Source organism: Mycetocola sp. Y719, from assembly GCF_056713205.1.
The window spans coordinates 49,078-67,237 of the sequence record NZ_JBWYGY010000003.1 but is presented as its reverse complement, the minus strand read 5'-3'; the positions used below and the strand labels follow the sequence as shown (position 1 = coordinate 67,237).

At 68.1% G+C, this 18,160-nt stretch carries 19 protein-coding genes; 6 read left to right on the top strand and 13 right to left on the bottom strand.

What is annotated here, in order from left to right; all coding sequences use genetic code 11:
- The first annotated feature begins 5 nt into the window (after window positions 1-5).
- From AC1M0F_RS12185 to AC1M0F_RS12175, 3 genes are all read left to right on the top strand, one after another.
- Window positions 6-1,028 carry an ABC transporter permease gene (locus AC1M0F_RS12185; protein WP_480238523.1) on the top strand — a complete coding sequence of 341 codons (1,023 nt, stop codon included), beginning with the start codon at window positions 6-8 and terminating at the stop codon, window positions 1,026-1,028.
- A 220-nt stretch (window positions 1,029-1,248) separates the two neighbouring features.
- The gene (locus AC1M0F_RS12180; protein WP_480238522.1) at window positions 1,249-2,229 is read left to right on the top strand and encodes a substrate-binding domain-containing protein; all 981 of its coding nucleotides are present in this window, start codon (window positions 1,249-1,251) and stop codon (window positions 2,227-2,229) included.
- An 80-nt stretch (window positions 2,230-2,309) separates the two neighbouring features.
- The gene (locus AC1M0F_RS12175) at window positions 2,310-3,272 is read left to right on the top strand and encodes an aldo/keto reductase (RefSeq protein ID WP_480238521.1); all 963 of its coding nucleotides are present in this window, start codon (window positions 2,310-2,312) and stop codon (window positions 3,270-3,272) included.
- Here AC1M0F_RS12175 and AC1M0F_RS12170 read toward each other — a convergent pair whose 3' ends face one another.
- From AC1M0F_RS12170 to AC1M0F_RS12130, 9 genes are all read right to left on the bottom strand, one after another.
- On the bottom strand, window positions 3,273-4,232 hold the full coding sequence (locus AC1M0F_RS12170) for a phosphotriesterase family protein (protein WP_480238520.1): 960 nt from the start codon (window positions 4,230-4,232) through the stop codon (window positions 3,273-3,275).
- The gene (locus AC1M0F_RS12165) at window positions 4,229-5,143 is read right to left on the bottom strand and encodes a shikimate dehydrogenase family protein (RefSeq protein WP_480238519.1); all 915 of its coding nucleotides are present in this window, start codon (window positions 5,141-5,143) and stop codon (window positions 4,229-4,231) included. The genes AC1M0F_RS12170 and AC1M0F_RS12165 overlap by 4 nt, the downstream gene beginning before the upstream one ends.
- Window positions 5,140-5,766 (bottom strand): bifunctional 4-hydroxy-2-oxoglutarate aldolase/2-dehydro-3-deoxy-phosphogluconate aldolase, encoded by a 627-nt coding sequence (locus AC1M0F_RS12160; RefSeq protein WP_480238518.1) that lies wholly within the window; start codon window positions 5,764-5,766, stop codon window positions 5,140-5,142. The genes AC1M0F_RS12165 and AC1M0F_RS12160 overlap by 4 nt, the downstream gene beginning before the upstream one ends.
- Before the next feature lie 2 nt (window positions 5,767-5,768).
- On the bottom strand, window positions 5,769-6,725 hold the full coding sequence (locus AC1M0F_RS12155; RefSeq protein ID WP_480238517.1) for an NAD(P)-dependent oxidoreductase: 957 nt from the start codon (window positions 6,723-6,725) through the stop codon (window positions 5,769-5,771).
- Complete coding sequence (gene xylB / locus AC1M0F_RS12150; protein WP_480238516.1) at window positions 6,725-8,224, bottom strand: xylulokinase; 1,500 nt, start codon at window positions 8,222-8,224, stop codon at window positions 6,725-6,727. Before xylB ends, AC1M0F_RS12155 begins: the two co-directional genes overlap by 1 nt.
- 5 nt (window positions 8,225-8,229) lie before the next feature.
- A complete protein-coding gene (locus AC1M0F_RS12145) occupies window positions 8,230-8,808 on the bottom strand; it encodes a glucose-6-phosphate isomerase family protein (RefSeq protein ID WP_480238515.1) in 579 nt (192 codons plus the stop codon).
- Window positions 8,809-8,906: 98 nt separating this feature from the next.
- Window positions 8,907-9,725, bottom strand: a complete 819-nt coding sequence (locus AC1M0F_RS12140; RefSeq protein ID WP_480238514.1) for a GntR family transcriptional regulator — start codon at window positions 9,723-9,725, stop codon at window positions 8,907-8,909.
- 22 nt (window positions 9,726-9,747) lie between these two features.
- The gene (rbsD, locus tag AC1M0F_RS12135; protein ID WP_480238513.1) at window positions 9,748-10,152 is read right to left on the bottom strand and encodes a D-ribose pyranase; all 405 of its coding nucleotides are present in this window, start codon (window positions 10,150-10,152) and stop codon (window positions 9,748-9,750) included.
- Complete coding sequence (locus AC1M0F_RS12130; RefSeq protein ID WP_480238512.1) at window positions 10,149-11,111, bottom strand: ribokinase; 963 nt, start codon at window positions 11,109-11,111, stop codon at window positions 10,149-10,151. The genes rbsD and AC1M0F_RS12130 overlap by 4 nt, the downstream gene beginning before the upstream one ends.
- A 163-nt stretch (window positions 11,112-11,274) precedes the next feature.
- On the opposite strand from AC1M0F_RS12130, the gene AC1M0F_RS12125 reads away from it, so the two are divergent.
- Entirely contained in the window at window positions 11,275-11,931 is a 657-nt protein-coding gene (locus AC1M0F_RS12125; protein ID WP_480238511.1) for a transaldolase family protein, read from the top strand.
- A 15-nt stretch (window positions 11,932-11,946) separates the two neighbouring features.
- Here AC1M0F_RS12125 and AC1M0F_RS12120 read toward each other — a convergent pair whose 3' ends face one another.
- The 4 genes from AC1M0F_RS12120 to AC1M0F_RS12105 form a co-directional block, all read right to left on the bottom strand.
- Complete coding sequence (locus AC1M0F_RS12120) at window positions 11,947-12,621, bottom strand: FadR/GntR family transcriptional regulator (protein ID WP_480238510.1); 675 nt, start codon at window positions 12,619-12,621, stop codon at window positions 11,947-11,949.
- A 35-nt stretch (window positions 12,622-12,656) separates the two neighbouring features.
- Entirely contained in the window at window positions 12,657-13,997 is a 1,341-nt protein-coding gene (locus AC1M0F_RS12115) for an MFS transporter (RefSeq protein ID WP_480238509.1), read from the bottom strand.
- A 73-nt stretch (window positions 13,998-14,070) separates the two neighbouring features.
- Window positions 14,071-14,745 (bottom strand): LuxR C-terminal-related transcriptional regulator, encoded by a 675-nt coding sequence (locus tag AC1M0F_RS12110; RefSeq protein WP_480238508.1) that lies wholly within the window; start codon window positions 14,743-14,745, stop codon window positions 14,071-14,073.
- Window positions 14,732-15,955, bottom strand: a complete 1,224-nt coding sequence (locus AC1M0F_RS12105) for an ATP-binding protein (RefSeq protein ID WP_480238507.1) — start codon at window positions 15,953-15,955, stop codon at window positions 14,732-14,734. Before AC1M0F_RS12105 ends, AC1M0F_RS12110 begins: the two co-directional genes overlap by 14 nt.
- A gap of 114 nt (window positions 15,956-16,069) precedes the next feature.
- Here AC1M0F_RS12105 and AC1M0F_RS12100 point away from each other — a divergent pair, with 114 nt between their 5' ends.
- Together AC1M0F_RS12100 and AC1M0F_RS12095 are read left to right on the top strand one after the other, a co-directional pair.
- Window positions 16,070-17,557, top strand: coding sequence for a PspC domain-containing protein (locus AC1M0F_RS12100; RefSeq protein ID WP_480238506.1), 1,488 nt, complete (start codon window positions 16,070-16,072; stop codon window positions 17,555-17,557).
- The gene (locus AC1M0F_RS12095; protein ID WP_480238505.1) at window positions 17,554-17,958 is read left to right on the top strand and encodes a hypothetical protein; all 405 of its coding nucleotides are present in this window, start codon (window positions 17,554-17,556) and stop codon (window positions 17,956-17,958) included. The genes AC1M0F_RS12100 and AC1M0F_RS12095 overlap by 4 nt, the downstream gene beginning before the upstream one ends.
- Window positions 17,959-18,160 lie beyond the last annotated feature (202 nt).

Sequence of the window (18,160 nt, the reverse complement as noted above, 5' to 3'; positions counted from 1 at the left end):
GAGCAATGAACGCATCTCCTGTCATCGAACAGACGCCGAAGGCACCGGACGCCGCTCCGGCGAAGTCGGGTGGGGCCATGTCCTTCCTCCGCGCCAAGCTCCAGCAATCGCTGGCGTTCGGCACACTCATCGTGCTGGTGATCTTCTTCTCGATCGCGAGTAGCAACTTCTTCAGCTGGTCGAACATCTCGAGCATCCTGCTGGCCACGGCCGTGATCGGCATCCTCGCGCTCGGCACGACATTCGTGATCATCACCGGCGGCATCGACCTGTCCATTGGAACGGGCATGACACTCGCCGCGGTGATGACCGGCATCTTCCTCGTGAACATGCAGCTGCCGCTCATCGTCGGGGTGATCGGCGGGATCCTCACCGGTGCGTTGATGGGTGTCATCAACGGTGTGAACATCGCGATCCTGAAGCTGCCGCCGTTCATCGCGACGCTCGCGATGATGCTCATCGCCCAGGGCCTCGCCCTGGTCATCTCCGGCGTCCGTCCGATCTACTTCTCCAGCGTCGAGGGCTTCAAGAACATCGCACTCGGTACCCTCATCCCCGGGCTGCCCAACGCGGTGCTCATCCTCTTCCTCCTCGCCATCGTCGCGTACCTGCTGTTGAGCAAGACCATCTTCGGCCGGTACACCTTCGCCATCGGCAGCAACGAAGAGGCCACCCGCCTCTCCGGTGTCAACACCCGCAAGTGGCTCATCGTGGTCTACACGGTCGCCGGCGTCTTCACCGGTTTCGCCGGCGTCGTCATCGCCGCCCGCCTCGACTCTGCCCAGCCGCAGATCGGCGTCGGCTACGAACTCCAGGCGATCGCGGCAGTCATCATCGGCGGTACCTCGCTCCTCGGCGGACGCGGCTCGATCATGGGCACCGTGATCGGTGCCCTCATCATGAGCGTGCTCATCAACGGCCTGCGCATCATGTCGATCCAGACCGAGTGGCAGAACGTCGTGGTCGGCATCGTCATCCTCATCGCCGTCTTCACCGACACCCTCCGGCAGCGGAGGTCGGTCTCCTAGGCCGTCACAGACCGGGAAGGGCTGGCAGTACCCGAGAGGCCGGGCTGCTCTTCCCCAGCCGATCGCGAAATCGATTGCATCGGCGGGATTACAGGGATATAACGATCTTGTATCTACATGTACTTTCGCCACCATACGGTCACTCGAACGAAATAGCATGGCCGAGTCAGCCCCCCGGCTGGCCCCGAACGAACAATGGAGTTATTCGATGAAAACAGGTATGAAAGTCGCAGTCCTCGCGACCGCGGCCGCGGTGGCACTCAGCCTCGCCGGCTGTTCGAACGGTGGCGGCGGCGGAACGACCGACGACGCCGAAGGCGGCGACGGCGACATCACGATCGCACTCGTGTCCAAGGGCTTCCAGCACCAGTTCTGGCAGGCAGTCAAGACCGGTGCCGAACAGCGCGCTGAAGAGCTCGGTGTGACAGTGACCTTCGACGGCCCTGCCGCCGAAACCGAGATCGACGGCCAGCTGCAGATGCTGCAGGCAGCCATCGACAAGAAGCCGGATGCCATCGGTTTCGCAGCCCTCGACCCCGAGGCCTGCATCCCGCTGTACGAGTCCGCTGAGTCCGCAGGCATCCCGATCGTCGAGTTCGACGCCGGCTGCTCGAGCGAATACGGCCAGAGCATCGCCAAGACCGACAGCCTGGGCGCCGGCGCACTCGCCGCCGACCACATGGCTGAACTGATCGGCGGAGAGGGCGAGGTCGCGATCGTCGGCCACAGCCAGATCAACTCCACCGGTGTCGAGCGTCGTGACGGATTCGTCGAGCAGATGGAAGCCGAATACCCCGACATCGAGATCGTCGACATCCAGTACGGTGACGGCGACCACCTCAAGTCGGCTGACATCGCCAAGGCCATGATCTCGGCCCACCCGGACCTCAAGGGCATCTACGGCACCAACGAGGGTTCTGCCATCGGCGTCGTCAACGCCGTCGGTGAGCTCGGCCTCGACGAGGGCGAACTGACCGTCGTCGGCTTCGACTCCGGCCAGGCCCAGATCGATGCCATCACCAACGGCATCATGGCCGGCGCCATCACCCAGAACCCGATCGGTATCGGCGAGGAGGTCGTTCAGGCGGCCTACGACATCATCCAGGGCGACACCCCTGAGGAAGTCATCGACACCGGCTACTTCTGGTACGACGCCACCAACATGGAAGACGAAGAGATCGCGTCCGTCCTCTACAAGTAACACCGCTCCATTGCAGTGCCCGGCCCCTTCCCCGTTCGAGCGGGGGAGGGGCTGTGCTGCACCCGGAAGGATCCGCCCCAGTGACGACCCCTGCGAGCCCCATCGACTTCGGCCGCCTCTCCTTCGGCGGAGCATCACTCGGCAACCTGTTCCGGGCCGTCGACGACGCGCAGGCCGCCGCGACACTCGAGACGGTCTGGGACCTCGGCATCCGTTACGTGGACACGTCGCCGCACTATGGGCTCGGGCTGTCCGAGCGGCGGATCGGCGAGTTCCTCACCGGCAAACCACGTGACGAGTACCTCATCAGCACCAAGGTGGGACGGCTCCTGGAGCCCACCCCTGAGCGTGCCGGAGAGCCTGACGACACCTGGTTCCTCGTGCCCGCGACAGCGCGGAGGGTCTGGGACTACTCGGCCGAGGGCATCCGTCGCAGCCTCGACGACTCGCTCGATCGGCTCGGGCTCGACCGTATCGACATCCTCTACCTGCACGACCCCGAGCAGTACGGGGTGCAGGATGCCATCCCCGGCGCGCTCGACGCGCTCGCCTCCCTGCGGGACGAGGGACTCGTGCGTGCGGTCGGCGTCGGCACGAGCGACGTGGGCATTCTTCAGGCCGCCGTCGACGGCAGTGACCTCGACCTCGTGATGGTCTCGAACCGGTACACCCTGCTCGATCAGTCGGCCCGGTCAGCCCTCTCGGAGCTCTGCCTCGCGAGGGGTGTCGGCATCGTCAACGTGGGTGTCTTCAACTCCGGACTGCTCGCGACCCCCGAACCCCGCGCAGACGCACACTTCGAATACGGGCCCGTGCCGCCTGCGATGCTCGAGAAGGCCGGGCGGATCGCCGCGGTCTGCGCAGCGCACGGAGTGGAGCTCCCGGCCGCGGCGCTGCAGTACAGCCTCCTGGACCCTGCCGTCCGCACGGTTGTCGTCGGATCGGCGGACCCGGCCGAGATGCGTCAGAACGCCGAACGGATGGCTGCGGTCATCCCCGATGCGTTGTGGAGAGACCTGGCCGCTGAAGGCCTCGCGGCCTGATCAGTGACCGTCCCACGCCAGCCAGCGTTGCGGGCTGTCGGAAAGGATGCCGCGAACGGCCTCACCGCCGATCCGATCGGCCAGGCGGGGAAGATAGCGCTGCCCGAGGTACGCGAGTCCTGGCATCCCGCCGTACGCAACGTACCGCGTGCTGCGTGCGACGTCGCCACCGAGAAGCACCGAGGCGCCCCCCGCGACGACCTCCGCGGTGAGGTCGAGCAGTTCGGCATCCGTGCGCGTGCGGGGCCGAGCCATCCCGTCGTAGCCGAGAAACGCGCCGCGGGCGGCCAGTTCGAGATGCAGCCCGGCGTCCGGGTTCCTGTCGGCGTGGGCGAGAGCGACACGGTTCGACGGCACACCGCCCTGCTCGAGAAGGTCGAGCACGTCGTGTGCGGCCGTGCAGAATTCGAGGTGCACCATCACCGGCGCGCCCGTTTCGGCGTGCGCGCCCGCGATCGCGTCGATGACGGTCCGCTCGAACGCCGAGATGTTCCAGTAGTCGATACCCGCCTTGAGCACTCCGGCGCGCACCGGCGTCCCATCGGGGCCGGATGCCCGTTCCCCTGAGCCGTCGATGCGCGGCATCCCCGCCGTCAGGTCCGCGAGGAAGAGTGCCGTCAGCGCCGTGACATCCAGGTCCCTCAGCCAGTGATCCGCCGGGTAGTGGGCATCCCGGTGGGCGCCGGTCGTCGCCACGACCGTGAGGCCGGTGGCCCAGCTGATCCTCGCCACCGCTGCCGGGTTCCGCCCCAGGCCGACCGGGGTGGCGTCGACCATCGTGTCGAAGCCGCTCGACCGCAATGAGGCGGCCTCCGCCTGCGACGCTGCCTCGTCGGTCAGTTCGTCCCCCGGCAGGAGCGGTGAGACCTGGAAGAGGTGCTCGTGGTAGTCCACCCGGCCGAGGTCGCCTGCGGGCACGTCGCCGAGCACCGTGCGAACGAGACCGGGCACGCTGGTCATCGAGCGTCCGCCGCCGATTCGGCGAGACGCTCGACGAGCGCGTCGGTGAGGTCGATGGCGAAGACCTCGGCGATCACCTGCGTCCAGCCGTGGATGAAGTACCTCCAGCCGTCGATGACCACGAGGTCGGATGCCGACTCCTGCTCCCTGGCCTGTGCGAGGAACTCGAGGCTTCCGCGGTAGTTGAACTCCCAGACGAACGCTCCGTGGGGGAACGTGGCGTCGTCGGGGACGGGGGAGCCGGGCCGGTCCTTACCGAGCCCTGACGCGTTCACCACGAGGCTGGACGCCGGCAGCGCTGCGAGCAGGTCCCTGGTCACCTGCGCGTCGGATGCCAGGACGTAACGGATGAGCTCCGCCGGTGTGCCGCGGCGAGAGTGGACATCGCGGAGGTGGTCGAGCCTCGCTGTGCTCGTGTCGGTCACGACGATCGCGCGCGGACGGTCGTCGCGCTCGCTGAGGTACCAGCTGAGCGCCGTCCCTGCGCCGCCCGCTCCGAGGATCAGGACCTCGGCGCCGGTCGATGCGAAATGGTCCGAGGGGAGGAACTCGCTCGCCGCGAGTCCAGCGGTGATCGGGTCCTTGGCGTGACCGAGCAGGGCGCCGTCACGCTTCGAGATGCTCGACACCTCGCCGCAGAGGGTGCTGAACGAGTCGAGGTCGTCGAAGAGGTCGCTCGCGGCCTCGAACAGCCCCATCTTGTGCGTGGTGACGAGGGCGCCGAGGTGGTCGGGGTCGTCGCGGATCTGCTCGACGAGCGTGCGGTAGTCCGCGGCCGAGGCGTCGAGCGGGAGGTCGTGCCCGACGAGGGTCCTGGTCGGCAGGTCGAGGATCTCGGCCCAGCGCGGGAAGATCTTCATGATCGATGAGCCGGAGGTGCTGACCCCGACGAATCCCATGTGTCCGCTCATACGGATGCCCCCGTGCGCGAGAACAGCTCGGCGCGGCGGGTGATCTCCGCCCAGTCCTGCGCGGACAGTGCTGCGGCCGGGCAGAGGTCTCCACCCGCGCCGACGGCGATCGCACCTGCATCGAACCATTCATCGATGTTCTCGGGGGTGACGCCCCCTGTTGGCATGAGTGGCACGCCGGGGAATGGCCCGCGAAGGGCTCTGAGATACGCCGGTCCGCCGAGTGATGCCGGGAAGATCTTGACCACGTCGCTTCCGTACTCCACTGCGGCCATGACTTCGGTGGGGCTGAGAGCGCCCGTCATGACCATGAGACCCGTGGCCTTCATCGCGGCGATGAGCGACTCGCGCGTGCCGGGGCTGACGAGGAATCGTGCACCGGCATCCGCTGCCCGTTCCGCCTCCCGCGCCGTGGTCACCGTTCCGGCTCCGAGATAGATCCTGTCGCCGTACTTCTCGTCGAGCGCTCGGATCACGGCTGGCGCGTCCGGGGTCGAATAGGTGATCTCGAGGCCTGTGACGCCACCGTCGACCAGGGCGTCGGCGGCGCGGATGGCGCTCTCGGCGGACGGCGCACGCAGCACGGCGAGCACACGGGTGGACTTCAGGGTTTCGAGCGACATGCTCAGCCTTTCGACGGGACGGGATGAGGAGGAGCGGCGCCGCCCAGCACGGCGAGCACGTTGTCGACGGCGAGCGAACCCATGCCGTCGACCGCTTCGACCGTCTGGGCGCCGAAATGCGGGGTCACGATGACCCGGTCGGCGATGTCCTCCGCCAGCAGCGCGGAGGGGAGGCCGCTCGTGTCCCCTGTGAGAGTGTCCGCGGCGAATCCGGCGATGACGCCGTTCCGGAGGGCGGTGGCGACCGCCTCCTCGTCGACGAGGTCGGGGCGGGCCGTGTTCACGAGCACGAGACCAGGGCGGGCGGATGCCAGCCAGCCGGCATCCACGATCGCGGTTCCGCCCGGTGCGTGGAGGCTGACGAGGTCGCACCGTGCCGCCATCGACGCGACGTCGAGGGGTTCTGCGCCTGCTGCGCGGATGGCGTCGCCTGCCAGCCACGGGTCGTGGGCGACGACTCTGGAGCCGAAACCGGACAGTCGTCGGGCGACCCCCTGGCCGATCCGTCCGAATCCGACGATGCCGACGGTCAGCGACCCGAGTTCACGGCCGCGGAGCACCGACCAGTCGCCTGCGCGCACCCGGCGATCGCCCTCGGTCGTTCCGCGGAGCACGGCGAGCATCAGTCCGACCGTGTGGTCCGCCACGGCGCTGCTGTTGGCGCCGGGGGTGTTGGTCACGACGACTCCGCGCTCGCGGGCCGCTTCGAGGTCTACGGCCTCGAAGCCGACACCGTACCTGGCGACGACCTTCAGCCGAGGGGCGGCAGCCAGGTGTTCAGCGGTCACCGGGCCGGTCCCTGCGATCCACGCGACGGCATCGGCGAGGGCGGGGCGGAGCTCGTCGAGGTCGTGGCCGGAGCCGGCGATGGTGACGGTGTGGCCCGCGGAGGCGAGCTCACCGATGAGGTCGCGGGAGCCCGAGGAGAACGACCTGCTCGTAGCGAGGATCACGGCCATCAGCGCGAGATCCTGCCGCTGTTCCAGGCTTCGAGCCCGGCGTAGCCGTCGAGGAAGACCCGGTGCCTGCCGAGGTAGTCGGAGTGCCTGGAAGCGTCGGGGGAGAACTCGGCGGTGACCTCGGAGAGGCCGCGCGCTGCGCCGAAGTCGTCGACGAGGCCGAGTCCGACCGCCGCAGTGACGGCAGCGCCGAGGCTGTTCGCCTCCTCCACGATGCTCCGGCGGCGCACAGGAACGCCCCAGACGTCGGCGAGGATCTGCAGCCACACGTCGCTCGCCGCGCCTCCACCGATCGCGTCGATCCTGTCGACTGTCGCGCCGGATTCGCGGAAGGCCTGGATGCAGGTGAGCAGGTTGAAGGCGACGCCCTCGAGCACGGCACGCGTCATGGCGGCCCGCCCGTGGTGCCTGCCGATTCCGAGAAAGGCGCCTGCGGCATCCGGGTTCCAGTACGGGGAACGCTCGCCGAGGAGATAGGGGAGGAAATAGAGCCCGCTCGTCGAGGCACCCGCCGTGGAGGCATCGGCGACGAGCGCTGAAAGTGAGGCGCCGGACGGCTCAGGGCTGAGCAGCTCGTTGACCCACGCGAGCGCAGCGCCTCCCGCCTGCATGGTGGCCGTGGGCACGTAGCTCCCCGGCACGACGTTGTCGAACGTCATGGTCCGCATCAGAGGGTCGTAGACCGGGGTGTTGCTGGCGAAGGAGATCCACGAGGAGGTACCGAGGCAGACGTATGCACCGTCTTCGGGAGCGACGATCCCAGCGCCGACCGCGGCGATGGGGCCGTCGCCTCCGCCCATCACGACACGGGTGCCGCGGTTCAGCCCCGTGGCGCTCGCCGCATCCGCGGTGAGTTCGCCCACGATCTCCGTCGACTCGAGGACGTCGGGGAACAGAGCGGGGTCGAGCCCGGCCGCGGCGAGCATGTCGGGCGACCAGGTGCCACGCCCCTGGTGGTATGCGTTCGTGGCGGATGCATCCGACCGGTCTGTGGCAAGACGCCCGGTGAGCCGGTGGATGACGAAGTCCTTGGCGACGCAGAAATGCGCGACCCGCGCGAAGACGTCGGGTTCGTTGTCGCGCACCCACATGATCTTCTCGAGCGAGTAGGTGGGGTTGAGCCGGTGCCCGAGCAGTGAGTACGCGCGGCCCTGGCCGATGACGGACTCCAGTGCCGAGGTCTGCGCGCTCGAGCGCGTGTCTGCCCAGATGATCGCCGGTCGCACCGGGCGGTAGGCGGAGTCGAGGAGGACGGCGCCCATCATCTGGCCGCTGATGGCCATCCCTGTGACCTGCCCAGGGTCGACGTCGGAGCGCGCGATCAGGTCGCGCGTCGCCTGGACGACCGCGTTCCACCAGTCCTCAGGGTCCTGCTCGGCGACGCCGCCGTCGGCGAAGTGAGCGGGGTAGCCGACCGTGACGGCGCTGACCAGGCGGCCGTCGTCGGTGTGCAGCGACGCCTTGTTTCCCGTGGTCCCGAGGTCGTGCGCGATGATCATGTCGATCAGCTCGCGTCGTAGTCGACGAACTCGACGCCGGAATCCCCGGCGAGAACACGGCGGCCCATCCCGTGCTCGAGGACCCAGCCGTAGTCGTGGCCGGCGCCGCCGGGGTACACGGCGAGGAACGAGTAAGGCTCGTCTCCGACGTTGATGCTGCGGTGTGCCCAGCCAGGCGGCATGTAGCCGATCGTTCCCGGCGTCATGTCGACCCACTCGGTCTCCGTGCCGTTGAACATCAGCAACCCGCCGTGACCGGAGATGCCCAGGTAGATCTCGCCCTGGTGGTTGGGGTGCTGGTGCCCCTTGGTCATCCAGAGCTCGCCTGCGGTCGCCCCCGGCTGGATCGTCGTGATCGACTGGGGGAGTTCGCGTTCGACCTCAGGCACACGCGACGAGACGACGGAGTAGACGACGGGGTCGCCGTCCGCGACGGCCTTCTCCCAGGCCGCGTGGTCGCGGAACAGTCCTTCGAGATCTGACATGCGACGGGTGAGGGTCGGTCCCTCCGGCTGGAGCGTCCCTCCGGCCGGGTCGAAACGGATGCTCATCGGCGGAACGGGAAGGGCGGAATAGGTCGGCACGGTGTCTCCTCGGTCGGCGCAGCGGCGATGCTGCAGTTACAGAGTACCTGTAATTACAGGTGACATGTAATTACAGGTTGAATCCGGTCTCCGGTTGATCAACGCAGCCCGGTGTGGCGCAGCGACGCAGTGCTGGGGTCGTCGGGAGACGCGTTGAGCTGGAACTCGAAGCGGCTGCGATCACCACGGTGGTACGCGATGAAGAACTCCATCGGCCGGTCGTTCTCGTCGTAACCGACGCTTCGAAGCACGAGGAGGGCTTGGCCGGTTCCGACTCCGAGCAGGTCGCCCTGCTCCTCTGTCGCAGACGCGGCCTCCGCTGAGCGCACGCCGCGGACCGCACGGATGCCGTGGGTCCCGAGCAACGCGTAGAGCGACTGGTCCCGCAGGTCGTCCTCCAGGACGAGAAGGCCGATGTCGTGAGGCAGGTACGTCGTCGACCAGGACCACGGCTCGTCGTCGACGTGCCTGAGTCGATCGATGACGACGACGGGGGCGCCTGGGGCGACTCCGAGGGCATCCGCGACCTCGTCGTCGGCCGGGGCGACCTCCTGCCTGCGGACGTCGCTGTGCACGTGGCCGCCGCGGGCGGCGACCTCTTCGTACAGCCCGGTGAGCGTGTGGACGAGGCTTTCCGGGGTCTTCTGGTGTGCCACGAAGGTGCCCTTGCCCTTGACGCGCTCGATCACGCCCTGGTGCTCGAGTTGCGACAGCGCCTGCCGGACCACCGTGCGCGACACGCCGAACTGCTCGCAGAGCCGGTGCTCCCCGGGCAGAAGGTCTCCCGGGCGCAGGCCGAGCCTGGCGATGTCGTCGATGATCCGGTGTTTGAGCTGGTGGTACATCGGCACTGGAGCCTGCCGGTCGATGTCCGCGGCGGTGCCGCGGTCGAGTTCTGGGTCGGTCGCGAGGGTCACTGGGGTCGATTCTGCCTGGGCGTTAGTAGGCCACGCCGGCCTGGAGGATGACGTTGGCGTACGGGGTGAACTCGCCCGAGCGGACGAATGCCCTGGCGTCATGGGTGCGGAGCTTGAATTCCACGTGGGGGATGAGTTCGATGGTCACGCCGAGGGGGTCGAGCCGGTCGCGGAGGCCCTGGAGGACCTGCGGGCTGCGCTCTTCGACTTCGGCGGAGACGATGGCGCCCTCGATGACGAGTTCGGCGAGGACGGTGTCGAGCACGTCGAAGAACGCCGGGTCGCCCGGGCGGTAGGCCAGGTCGACGCGTTCGGATCCGGAGGGGATGGGCAGGCCGGCGTCGGTGACGACGAGAAGATCGGTGTGCCCGGTCTCCGAGATGATCCGGGAGAGCTGCGGGTTGATCGTGGTGTTCGAGCTCCTCATCGGCTGACGGCTTTCTGTGAGGCGGCGAGAGCGTCGACCTCGTCGCGGTGGGGGAGGCTCGGGGAGGCGCCTCGGCGGGTCACGGTGAGCGCACCGGCGGCGATCGCCCGGCGGATGGCATCCGTGATCCCGTAGCCGTCGGCGAGGGAGGCGCCGAGGTAGCCGGCGAAGGCGTCACCTGCCGCAGTCGTGTCGACGGCGTCGACCTGGATCGAGTCGAACGTCTCGACGTCCTCCGCTGTGACGAGGACGGCTCCGGCCGCTGCCATGGTGATCAGCGCGCTCGTGGCTCCCCTCGCGGTGAACCAGCGGCCGGCTTCGATGGCGGATGCCTGATCGGTGACGGCGATTCCCGTGAGGATCGATGCCTCGGTCTCGTTCGGTGTGACGATGTCGACCAGCGGCCAGATGCTCTCGTCGAGGGCGGCGGCAGGGGCGGGGTCGAGGACGACCGTCAGCCCGGCGTCATGCGCCTTGCGGACGGCGTACTGGGTGAGCGCCCAGGGGATCTCCAGCTGGGTCAGGAGCACCCGGCAGCGGGCGCCGAGCTCGTCGAACGCGGTGTCGATCTGCGACTCGCTCAGCGATGAGTTCGCCAGCGGCACCATGACGATGTCGTTCTCGCCTGAATCGTCGACGCGGATGTGGGCGATCCCGGTCGGACCTGGCACGGTACGGACGTGGTCGATGTGCACGCCGGCATCCCTCAGTCCGCCGGTGACGAGATCGGAGAAGAGGTCGGTGCCGACGCAGCCGACCATGTGGGCATTGCCCCCTGCCAGCCCGGCGGCGACAGCCTGGTTCGCGCCTTTCCCGCCGAGCACGAGGGTGAAGTTCTCGCCGAGGATGGTCTCGCCTCGTGCAGGAAGTCGGGAAGAGAACGTGGTGAGGTCGGCGGTGATGCTGCCGACGATCAGCACGCCGCCCGGCGCGGATGCCGACGACTGTGTCTGGCTCATTGTTGCCTTTCGCAGGGCGTTGCGCCCGTCACGGGAACCCCTCGTCGGGTCCCCTGTTGCTTGTCATTACATTAGCGGACAGGTGGGCCAGCCGCGTGGTTTTCCGGGGTGGGAACTTGGTACGCTTCCCGGGACGAGATCCCCGTGAACCGAAGGTGCTCCCATGCCAGCCGAACCCCGTTTCTACGCCGACAGCGCCGATGTCGATGCGGTCGCCGAGTTGCTCACCTCCGGATTCGTGCACGGTGTCACGACGAACCCGACCATTCTCGAACGCGGCGGGAAGAGTGTGAACGACATCCCCTCCCTCTACGCGCGGTGGGAGTCAGAGGGTGCGAAAGAGATCTTCTTCCAGACCTGGGGCGGGACGACCGCAGACATGCTCGCGAACGCCGACGACATCCTGGCCCTCGGTGACCTCGCCGTCGTGAAGGTGCCGGCGACACGGGCCGGATTCGCCGCGGCATCCGAGCTGGTCAGAAACGGTGCTTCGGTGCTGATCACGGCCGTGTACTCATCGGCGCAGGCGCTCGCGTCAGCAACGATCGGCGCACGCTACATCGCACCGTACCTCGGCCGGTTGAACGACTCTGGCAGGGACGGGCTCGCCGAGATCGCCGCGATGCAGGCTCTCGTCGCCGGCAGCGGCACAGACGTGCTCGCGGCGAGCCTGCGCAGCCCGTCGGACATCGTCGATCTGGCACTGCGCGACGTGCCCTGCTTCACCGCGGCGCCCCCAGTGCTGCTTGCCGCGTTCCAGCACGATGTCAGCGACTCCTCGGCCGTCGAGTTCGAGGCGGCAGTGGCACGCGGGCTCTAGACCCGCTCACCTTGATCAGCCGACGGCATCCCTGAGCCACTGTTCCACACCGGAGATGTGCACGACGGTGAGCGCCTGCGCGAGTTCCGCGTCTCCGCGCTCGAGCGCGTCGACGATGGCCCTGTGCTCGGCAAGCGTTCGGTCCACCGAGTTCTTCTGGGTGAGTCCCCGCCAGATCCGTGCGCGCACCGTGTGACTCGACAGGGATTCGATCAGGCTGCCGAGATAGGCGTTCCCGGCCGTGGCGACGATTGCGCCGTGGAACTCGAGGTCGTGGGCGACGAGCCCCTCGACGTCAGTGGCGTTGTCGACGGAGTCGATCCTGGCGCGGAGCTCGGTGATGACGGCATCCGTCATGTGCCCGGTGGCGAGGGCGACAGCCGCCGGTTCGAGGATGCGGCGCACCGCGAACAGTTCGAGGATCGATGAGTCGTCGTGCAGGTCGACGACGAAGGACATCGCCTCGAGGAGGAGCCGGGGTTCCAGGCTCGTGACGTAGGTTCCGTCGCCACGACGGACATCGAGGACCCGGATCACCTCGAGCGCCTTGACCGCTTCGCGCATCGAACTGCGGGAGAGGCCGAGGCGTTCGGAGAGCTCCTTCTCGGGCGGCAGCCTGTCGCCAGGACCGAGCTCGCCTGAGATGATCATCTCTTTGATCTTGAGAATTGCCTCGTCGGTGACCGCCATGCAGAGATCCTATCTTTCGGCAGGGCGTGAGGCCGCTATTTCAGGGATTGCTGCTTCGCCTGAACCGGGAGGAGCAGCAGAAGTCCGACGAAAATGACGAGGACGATACCGAGGATGCCCCAGTACTGTTCTCCGCCGACGGTCACGAAGAGGGCGAACGCGGTGGGGGCCAGGAACGAGACGGCTCGGCCCGTTGTTGCGTACAGACCGAACACCTCGCCCTCGCGACCGGCGGGGATGAGCCGTGCCAGGAACGACCGGGACGCCGACTGCGCAGGGCCGACGAAGAGGCAGAGGGCGAGACCGAAGGTCCAGAAGACGATCTGGCCGCCGTCGTGGAAGAAGAAGACGGCGAGACCGGCGATGACGAGGCCGATGAGGGATGCCATGATCACCGGCTTGGCGCCGAGCCGGTCGTCGAGAAGGCCGACGGTCATGGTCGAGATTCCCGCTACGACGTTCGCGGCAATGGCGAAGACGATGACCTCGCCGGCCGAGAAGCCGAACGACCCGGCCGCGAGAACGCCGCCGAAGGTGAAGACGCCGGCGAGTCCGTCGCGGAAGACCGCGCTGGCGAGCAGGAAGTAGACGGTCTGGCGGCTCTCGTCCCAGAGCTTCCTGATGTCGTTGAAAAGGCGGCGGTATGAGGCGAAGAAGCCGATCTTCGCTCTGCGGGCGCCGACGCCCTCGTACTCAGGAACGGACAAGAGCACGGGGAGGGCGAAGACCCCGAACCAGATCGCCGAGATGAGCACGGTGACCCTGATGTCCATCCCGTTCTCGCCGGTGATCCCGAACAGTCCGACGTCGGGCTGGATGAAGCCGAAGTACACGATGAGCAGCAGGACGATGCCGCCGAGGTAGCCGAGTCCCCAGCCGATGCCTGATACGCGGCCGACCGTCTTCGGGGTGGAGACCTGGGCGAGCATGGCGTTGTAGTTGACACCGGCGAACTCGAAGAACACGTTGCCGGCGGCGACGAGGAACAGACCGAGCCAGAGGTATTCCTGCTCGGGTGCGACGAAGAACATGCATGCCGTGAGGGCGACGACGATGTAGGTGTTGACGGCGAGCCAGAACTTGCGTCGGCCGGAACTGTCCGACCGCTGCCCGGTGACCGGGGCGAGGACGGCGATGAGGAGGCCGGCGCCTGCGAGTGCCCAGCCGAGCTGAGCCGACACCACCGCCTCCCCACCGAACGCATCAGAGGTGAGGTAGACGGTGAAGACGAACGTGGTGACCACGGCGTTGAACGCAGCGGATCCCCAGTCCCAGAGCCCCCAGGCCAGGACCCGTTTCGGGCTGATCGCCTTCGGGGTCTCGGAGAGGGCAGGGGCGACGGTTGGCGGGTTGCCGTCGCTGGCATTCGTGCTCATGAGGTCAGGCTAGTGGCATCCGGGAAACCGGAGGTGAAGTTTCTGCCCGCAACACCTGCGCCGTGTCGACGCTTCAGAGCAGTTTTCGCTCGAGAGCCCATGCGGTCAGTTCGTGCCGCGACGACAGCTGGAGCTTGCGCAGCACGCTCGACACGTGGGTCTCTACGGTCTTCACGGAGATGAACAAGGCGCTGGCGACCTCCTTGTATGCGTAACCGCGGGCGATGAGGCGCATCACCTCCTGCTCGCGTGCGGACAGCCGGTCGAGTTCGTCAGAAGCTTCAGCGGTCTCACCGGACACGGCGCCGAAGGCGTCGAGCACGAAACCGGCGAGCCGCGGCGAGAAGACGGCGTCACCGTCTGCGACCCGGTGGGCTGCATCGGACACGTCGGCACCCGATGCGCTCTTGGTGATGTAGCCGCGAGCTCCGCTCCGGATGACGGTGACGACGTCGTCAGCGGCATCCGAAACGCTCAACGCGAGGAATTTGGTCTGCGGGGCCGCGGCTGCGGACCGTCGGATGACCTCGGCTCCGCCCCCACCTGCCCCTCCCGGCAGGTGGACATCGAGCAGGACGACCTGCGGCTGGGTGGCGGAGACGAGGGCGACGGCCTCGTCCACTGTCGCCGCTTCGCCGATGACACGGATGCTGTCGGCCAGGTCGGAACGCAGCCCTGAGCGGAAGATGGAGTGGTCGTCGACGATGACGACCGTGAGGTCCGGCCTGGTCGGTTCAGCTGTCGACATGGTGCACTCCATCGGTCAGGGGAAGAAGAAGACGGACTTCGGTGCCTGTGCCGCCTGGGCCTGGGCGGAGCTCGGCGGTGCCGTCGATCCGTCGCATCCGCCCGAGGATCGACTCCCGCACGCCCATCCTGTCGTTCGGGATGTCGTCGAGGTTCAGACCGGGGCCGCGGTCGGTGACGGTGAGCTCGACGCTCGTCGGCGAGGACTCGAGGTAGACCGAGACGGTTCCGCCTGCGTGCCTGGCCGCGTTGAGCATGGCCTCCCTCGCCGCGCCGAGGAGCGCGTCTGGCACCGTGTCCGGGCTCTGCCCTGCGGACACGACGTCGATGTGCGCCGCGTACTCCTGCTCGATCACCGCGGCGATCCTGCGGAGTTCGTCGGCCAGATTCACTGAGGCCCCTGGGGATCCGGCGAACAGCCAGTCGCGCAGTTCGCGTTCCTGGGCCCTGGCCAGCCGTGAGGCTTCGCTGGCCGGGTCGGCCTTCTGCTGGATCAGGGCAAGGGTCTGGAGCACGGAGTCGTGCAAGTGTGCGGCGATCTCGGCGCGGTCGGCTTCGCGGACGCGGGCGGCACGCTCGTCGGCGAGGTCCCTGGTCAGCCGGACGAGCCACGGCGCGACGACGATGGCGACACCGACGAGGACGGCGATGGCGGCGACGAACACGGTCCAGAGGTTCGGTTCCTCCCCGGTCACGAAGAACAGCAGGATGCCGAGGGCGACGAGCACGAGCGCGCCGAGGGCGCGGACGAGCAGCGCGGAGGACGAGGACGATCGCTGCCGGCGGAGGTCGTCGAACTGCCGCCAGGCCAGGCCGGCCCCTGCGAGCACGACGATGGTGGGGATGATGAATGCGAGCGGGACATCGACGCCCATTCGCGACGCCACGAGCGCGCCGCCGGCCGCCAGCAGGGCGAGCCCAAGCAGGATCTCCGTCACGGGGGCGGAGCGCCTGTCATGTGGCGCGTCCATTGCGTCCGGTTGTTCCGCGGGGCGGGTGAGTGTCCTCTTCACCGGCTCGACGGCATCCGTCCTGGTCGGGGTCGTCGCCCACAGCCAGCCGTAGAGGAGGAATCCGGCGCCGCCGCACACCGCGAGGACGACCGTGGCGGTGCGGACGAGCGCGAGGGGAAGACCGGTGTGATCGGCGAACCCCGCGCAGACGCCACCGATGAGCCGCACCTGCGGGCGGGTCATCACGGGGGTATCCATATGAGCCATCCAAGCACCCTGACTGCGCGAATACAGCCGCCCCCGACGCATCTCAGGGTGCGATCAGGGTGATACCCCATGGCAGCGGCCGCCCGGCCGCTCCACACTCGAAGCATGACGAACGCACCATCAAGCCCGGCAGGACCGTCGGCGACACCGCCAGGAGCGCAGTACTCCGGCTCATTCTTCGACTGGATCCGGGGACTCGGCCTCAGTCGCTCAGACGACCACTGGCTCGCCGGTGTGGCCGGCGGGATCGCGGCCCACACCCGGCTCGACCCGCTGATCATCCGCGGCGCCATCCTCGTCGTCGCGATCCTCGGTGGCCCCGTGCTCTTCCTCTACGCCGTCGCCTGGGCGCTCCTGCCCGACTCCAGCGGCCGGATCCACGTCGAGCAGGCGATCAAGGGCGTATTCGAACCCGCCATGGTCGCCATCGGCGTGCTGATCGTGCTCACCTTCCTTCCCTTCATGCAGGGCGTGTGGTGGCGCGGGGTCCCCGACTGGTGGAACATGCCCGGCTGGCTCGAGGCCACCCTGCGCACCGGCTGGATCCTTGCTCTGGTCGCCGGGCTGATCTGGCTCACCGTCTACATCGCCCGCCGGGTGCCCCGGGCGCCGGTTCCTGCAGGCACCTCCCACGCGGAGTTCTGGACGCCGCAGCCGACAGCTGCTCCGACTGCGGGCACGGCGGATGCCACTGCAGCCGCCGGCGCCGCCGGTGCTGCATCCACGGCAACCGGGTTCCCGGAGTCCCCATCGACGCCTGCGGATGCATCGCAACCCCTCACCGGCTCGTCCACCGCGGGCTCGTCGAGCTGGTTCGCCACCCCGTCGGCGGCACACCACGGGTTCCCGAACCCGAGCGTGGCCGAAAGAGAAGCGCAGCGGCGTCAGCGCGACGCCGCTCGGGCCGAACAGCGTCGCGAACACGAGGAGCGCTATCGTCGACGCCAGCCGGGCGCCGCATACGTCTCGATCTCCCTCGGGCTCGCCGTCGTCGCCGGAGCGCTCGCGCCCCTGCTCTTCGGTTACCGGGAGTGGTCGAACGCGGCTCTCGTCCTCGGCCTGGGAACCGCCCTCGGCGTCCTCGCGGTCGCAACGATCATCGCCGGCATCCGGGGCAAGGAGAGCGGGGCGCTCGGTTTCTTCTCGGTCCTCGCCATCATCGCGATCCTGTTCGCCGGAGTCTTCCCCCGCGGCACTTCCGTGTCGGTGGTCGGAAACACCACCTGGATGGTCTCTGACGCACCTCAGGACGAGTCGACAGGGTACGCCATGGTTGCCGGCGCACCCACGCTCGACCTCACCGGACTGGACGACCAGTCGGCGGACGTCGGGGGAACGGTGGACCTCTGGCTCGCCGCGGGCTCCCTCGACATCGTCCTCCCGGAGGACGTGCCCGTCATCATCGAGGTCAACGGCCTCGTCGCCGGGCTCAACTACGTCGATGAGGATGGCGACAACCACAGCCGCGGAGGCGTCTTCTACCGGGACGAGGTCCGCTACGGCCTCACCGCCTCGGACGACACGACGACCGTGAGGGTCTGGGTCGCCGCGGCCGGAGTGAACATCGATGACAGCGTGAGGAGCGGACGATGACCGACAACGACAACGACAACGACAACCGACCGACCGTGCCGATCGACCCGGCCGGAACGACGCGGCCGACGGAGCCGATCAGCCCGGACAGCCCGACCAGGCCGACGGAGCCGGTCAGCCCGACCGAGGACGCCACGGACCCGGCGTCCTGGTTCCGGACCGACTACACGGCTCCGGCGGCGACGCCCCCCGCGCCTGCCGCGGACCGCAAGCGGCTGCCCGCACGGTTCGGGACGATCTTCTGGGGTGTGCTGCTGCTCGTGTTCGCGGGATTCATGGTCGCGAACGCGGTCGTGCCGTTCGTGCAGGACCCGGTGACCTGGCTGATCGCCGGCCTGATCGCCGCCGGCGCTGTTCTGGTGATCGCGGGGATCGCTGCCGCCGTTCGCCGAACCGAGTGACGGCATCCGCCGACTGACGTGAAACGGGCGGTCCCTGCGGGGGCCGCCCGTTTCGTCGCATCCGGATGTCCGGCAAAGTTGAGTCGGGCTGGCTCAAGATTCGCTGTGAGAAGTTGACAGGCCTCCACGCGCCGGTAAACTTGAGTCATCGCCGCTCAACTATGAGGGGCTTTCACGAACTTCGACTCCGGCCGCTTTTCAG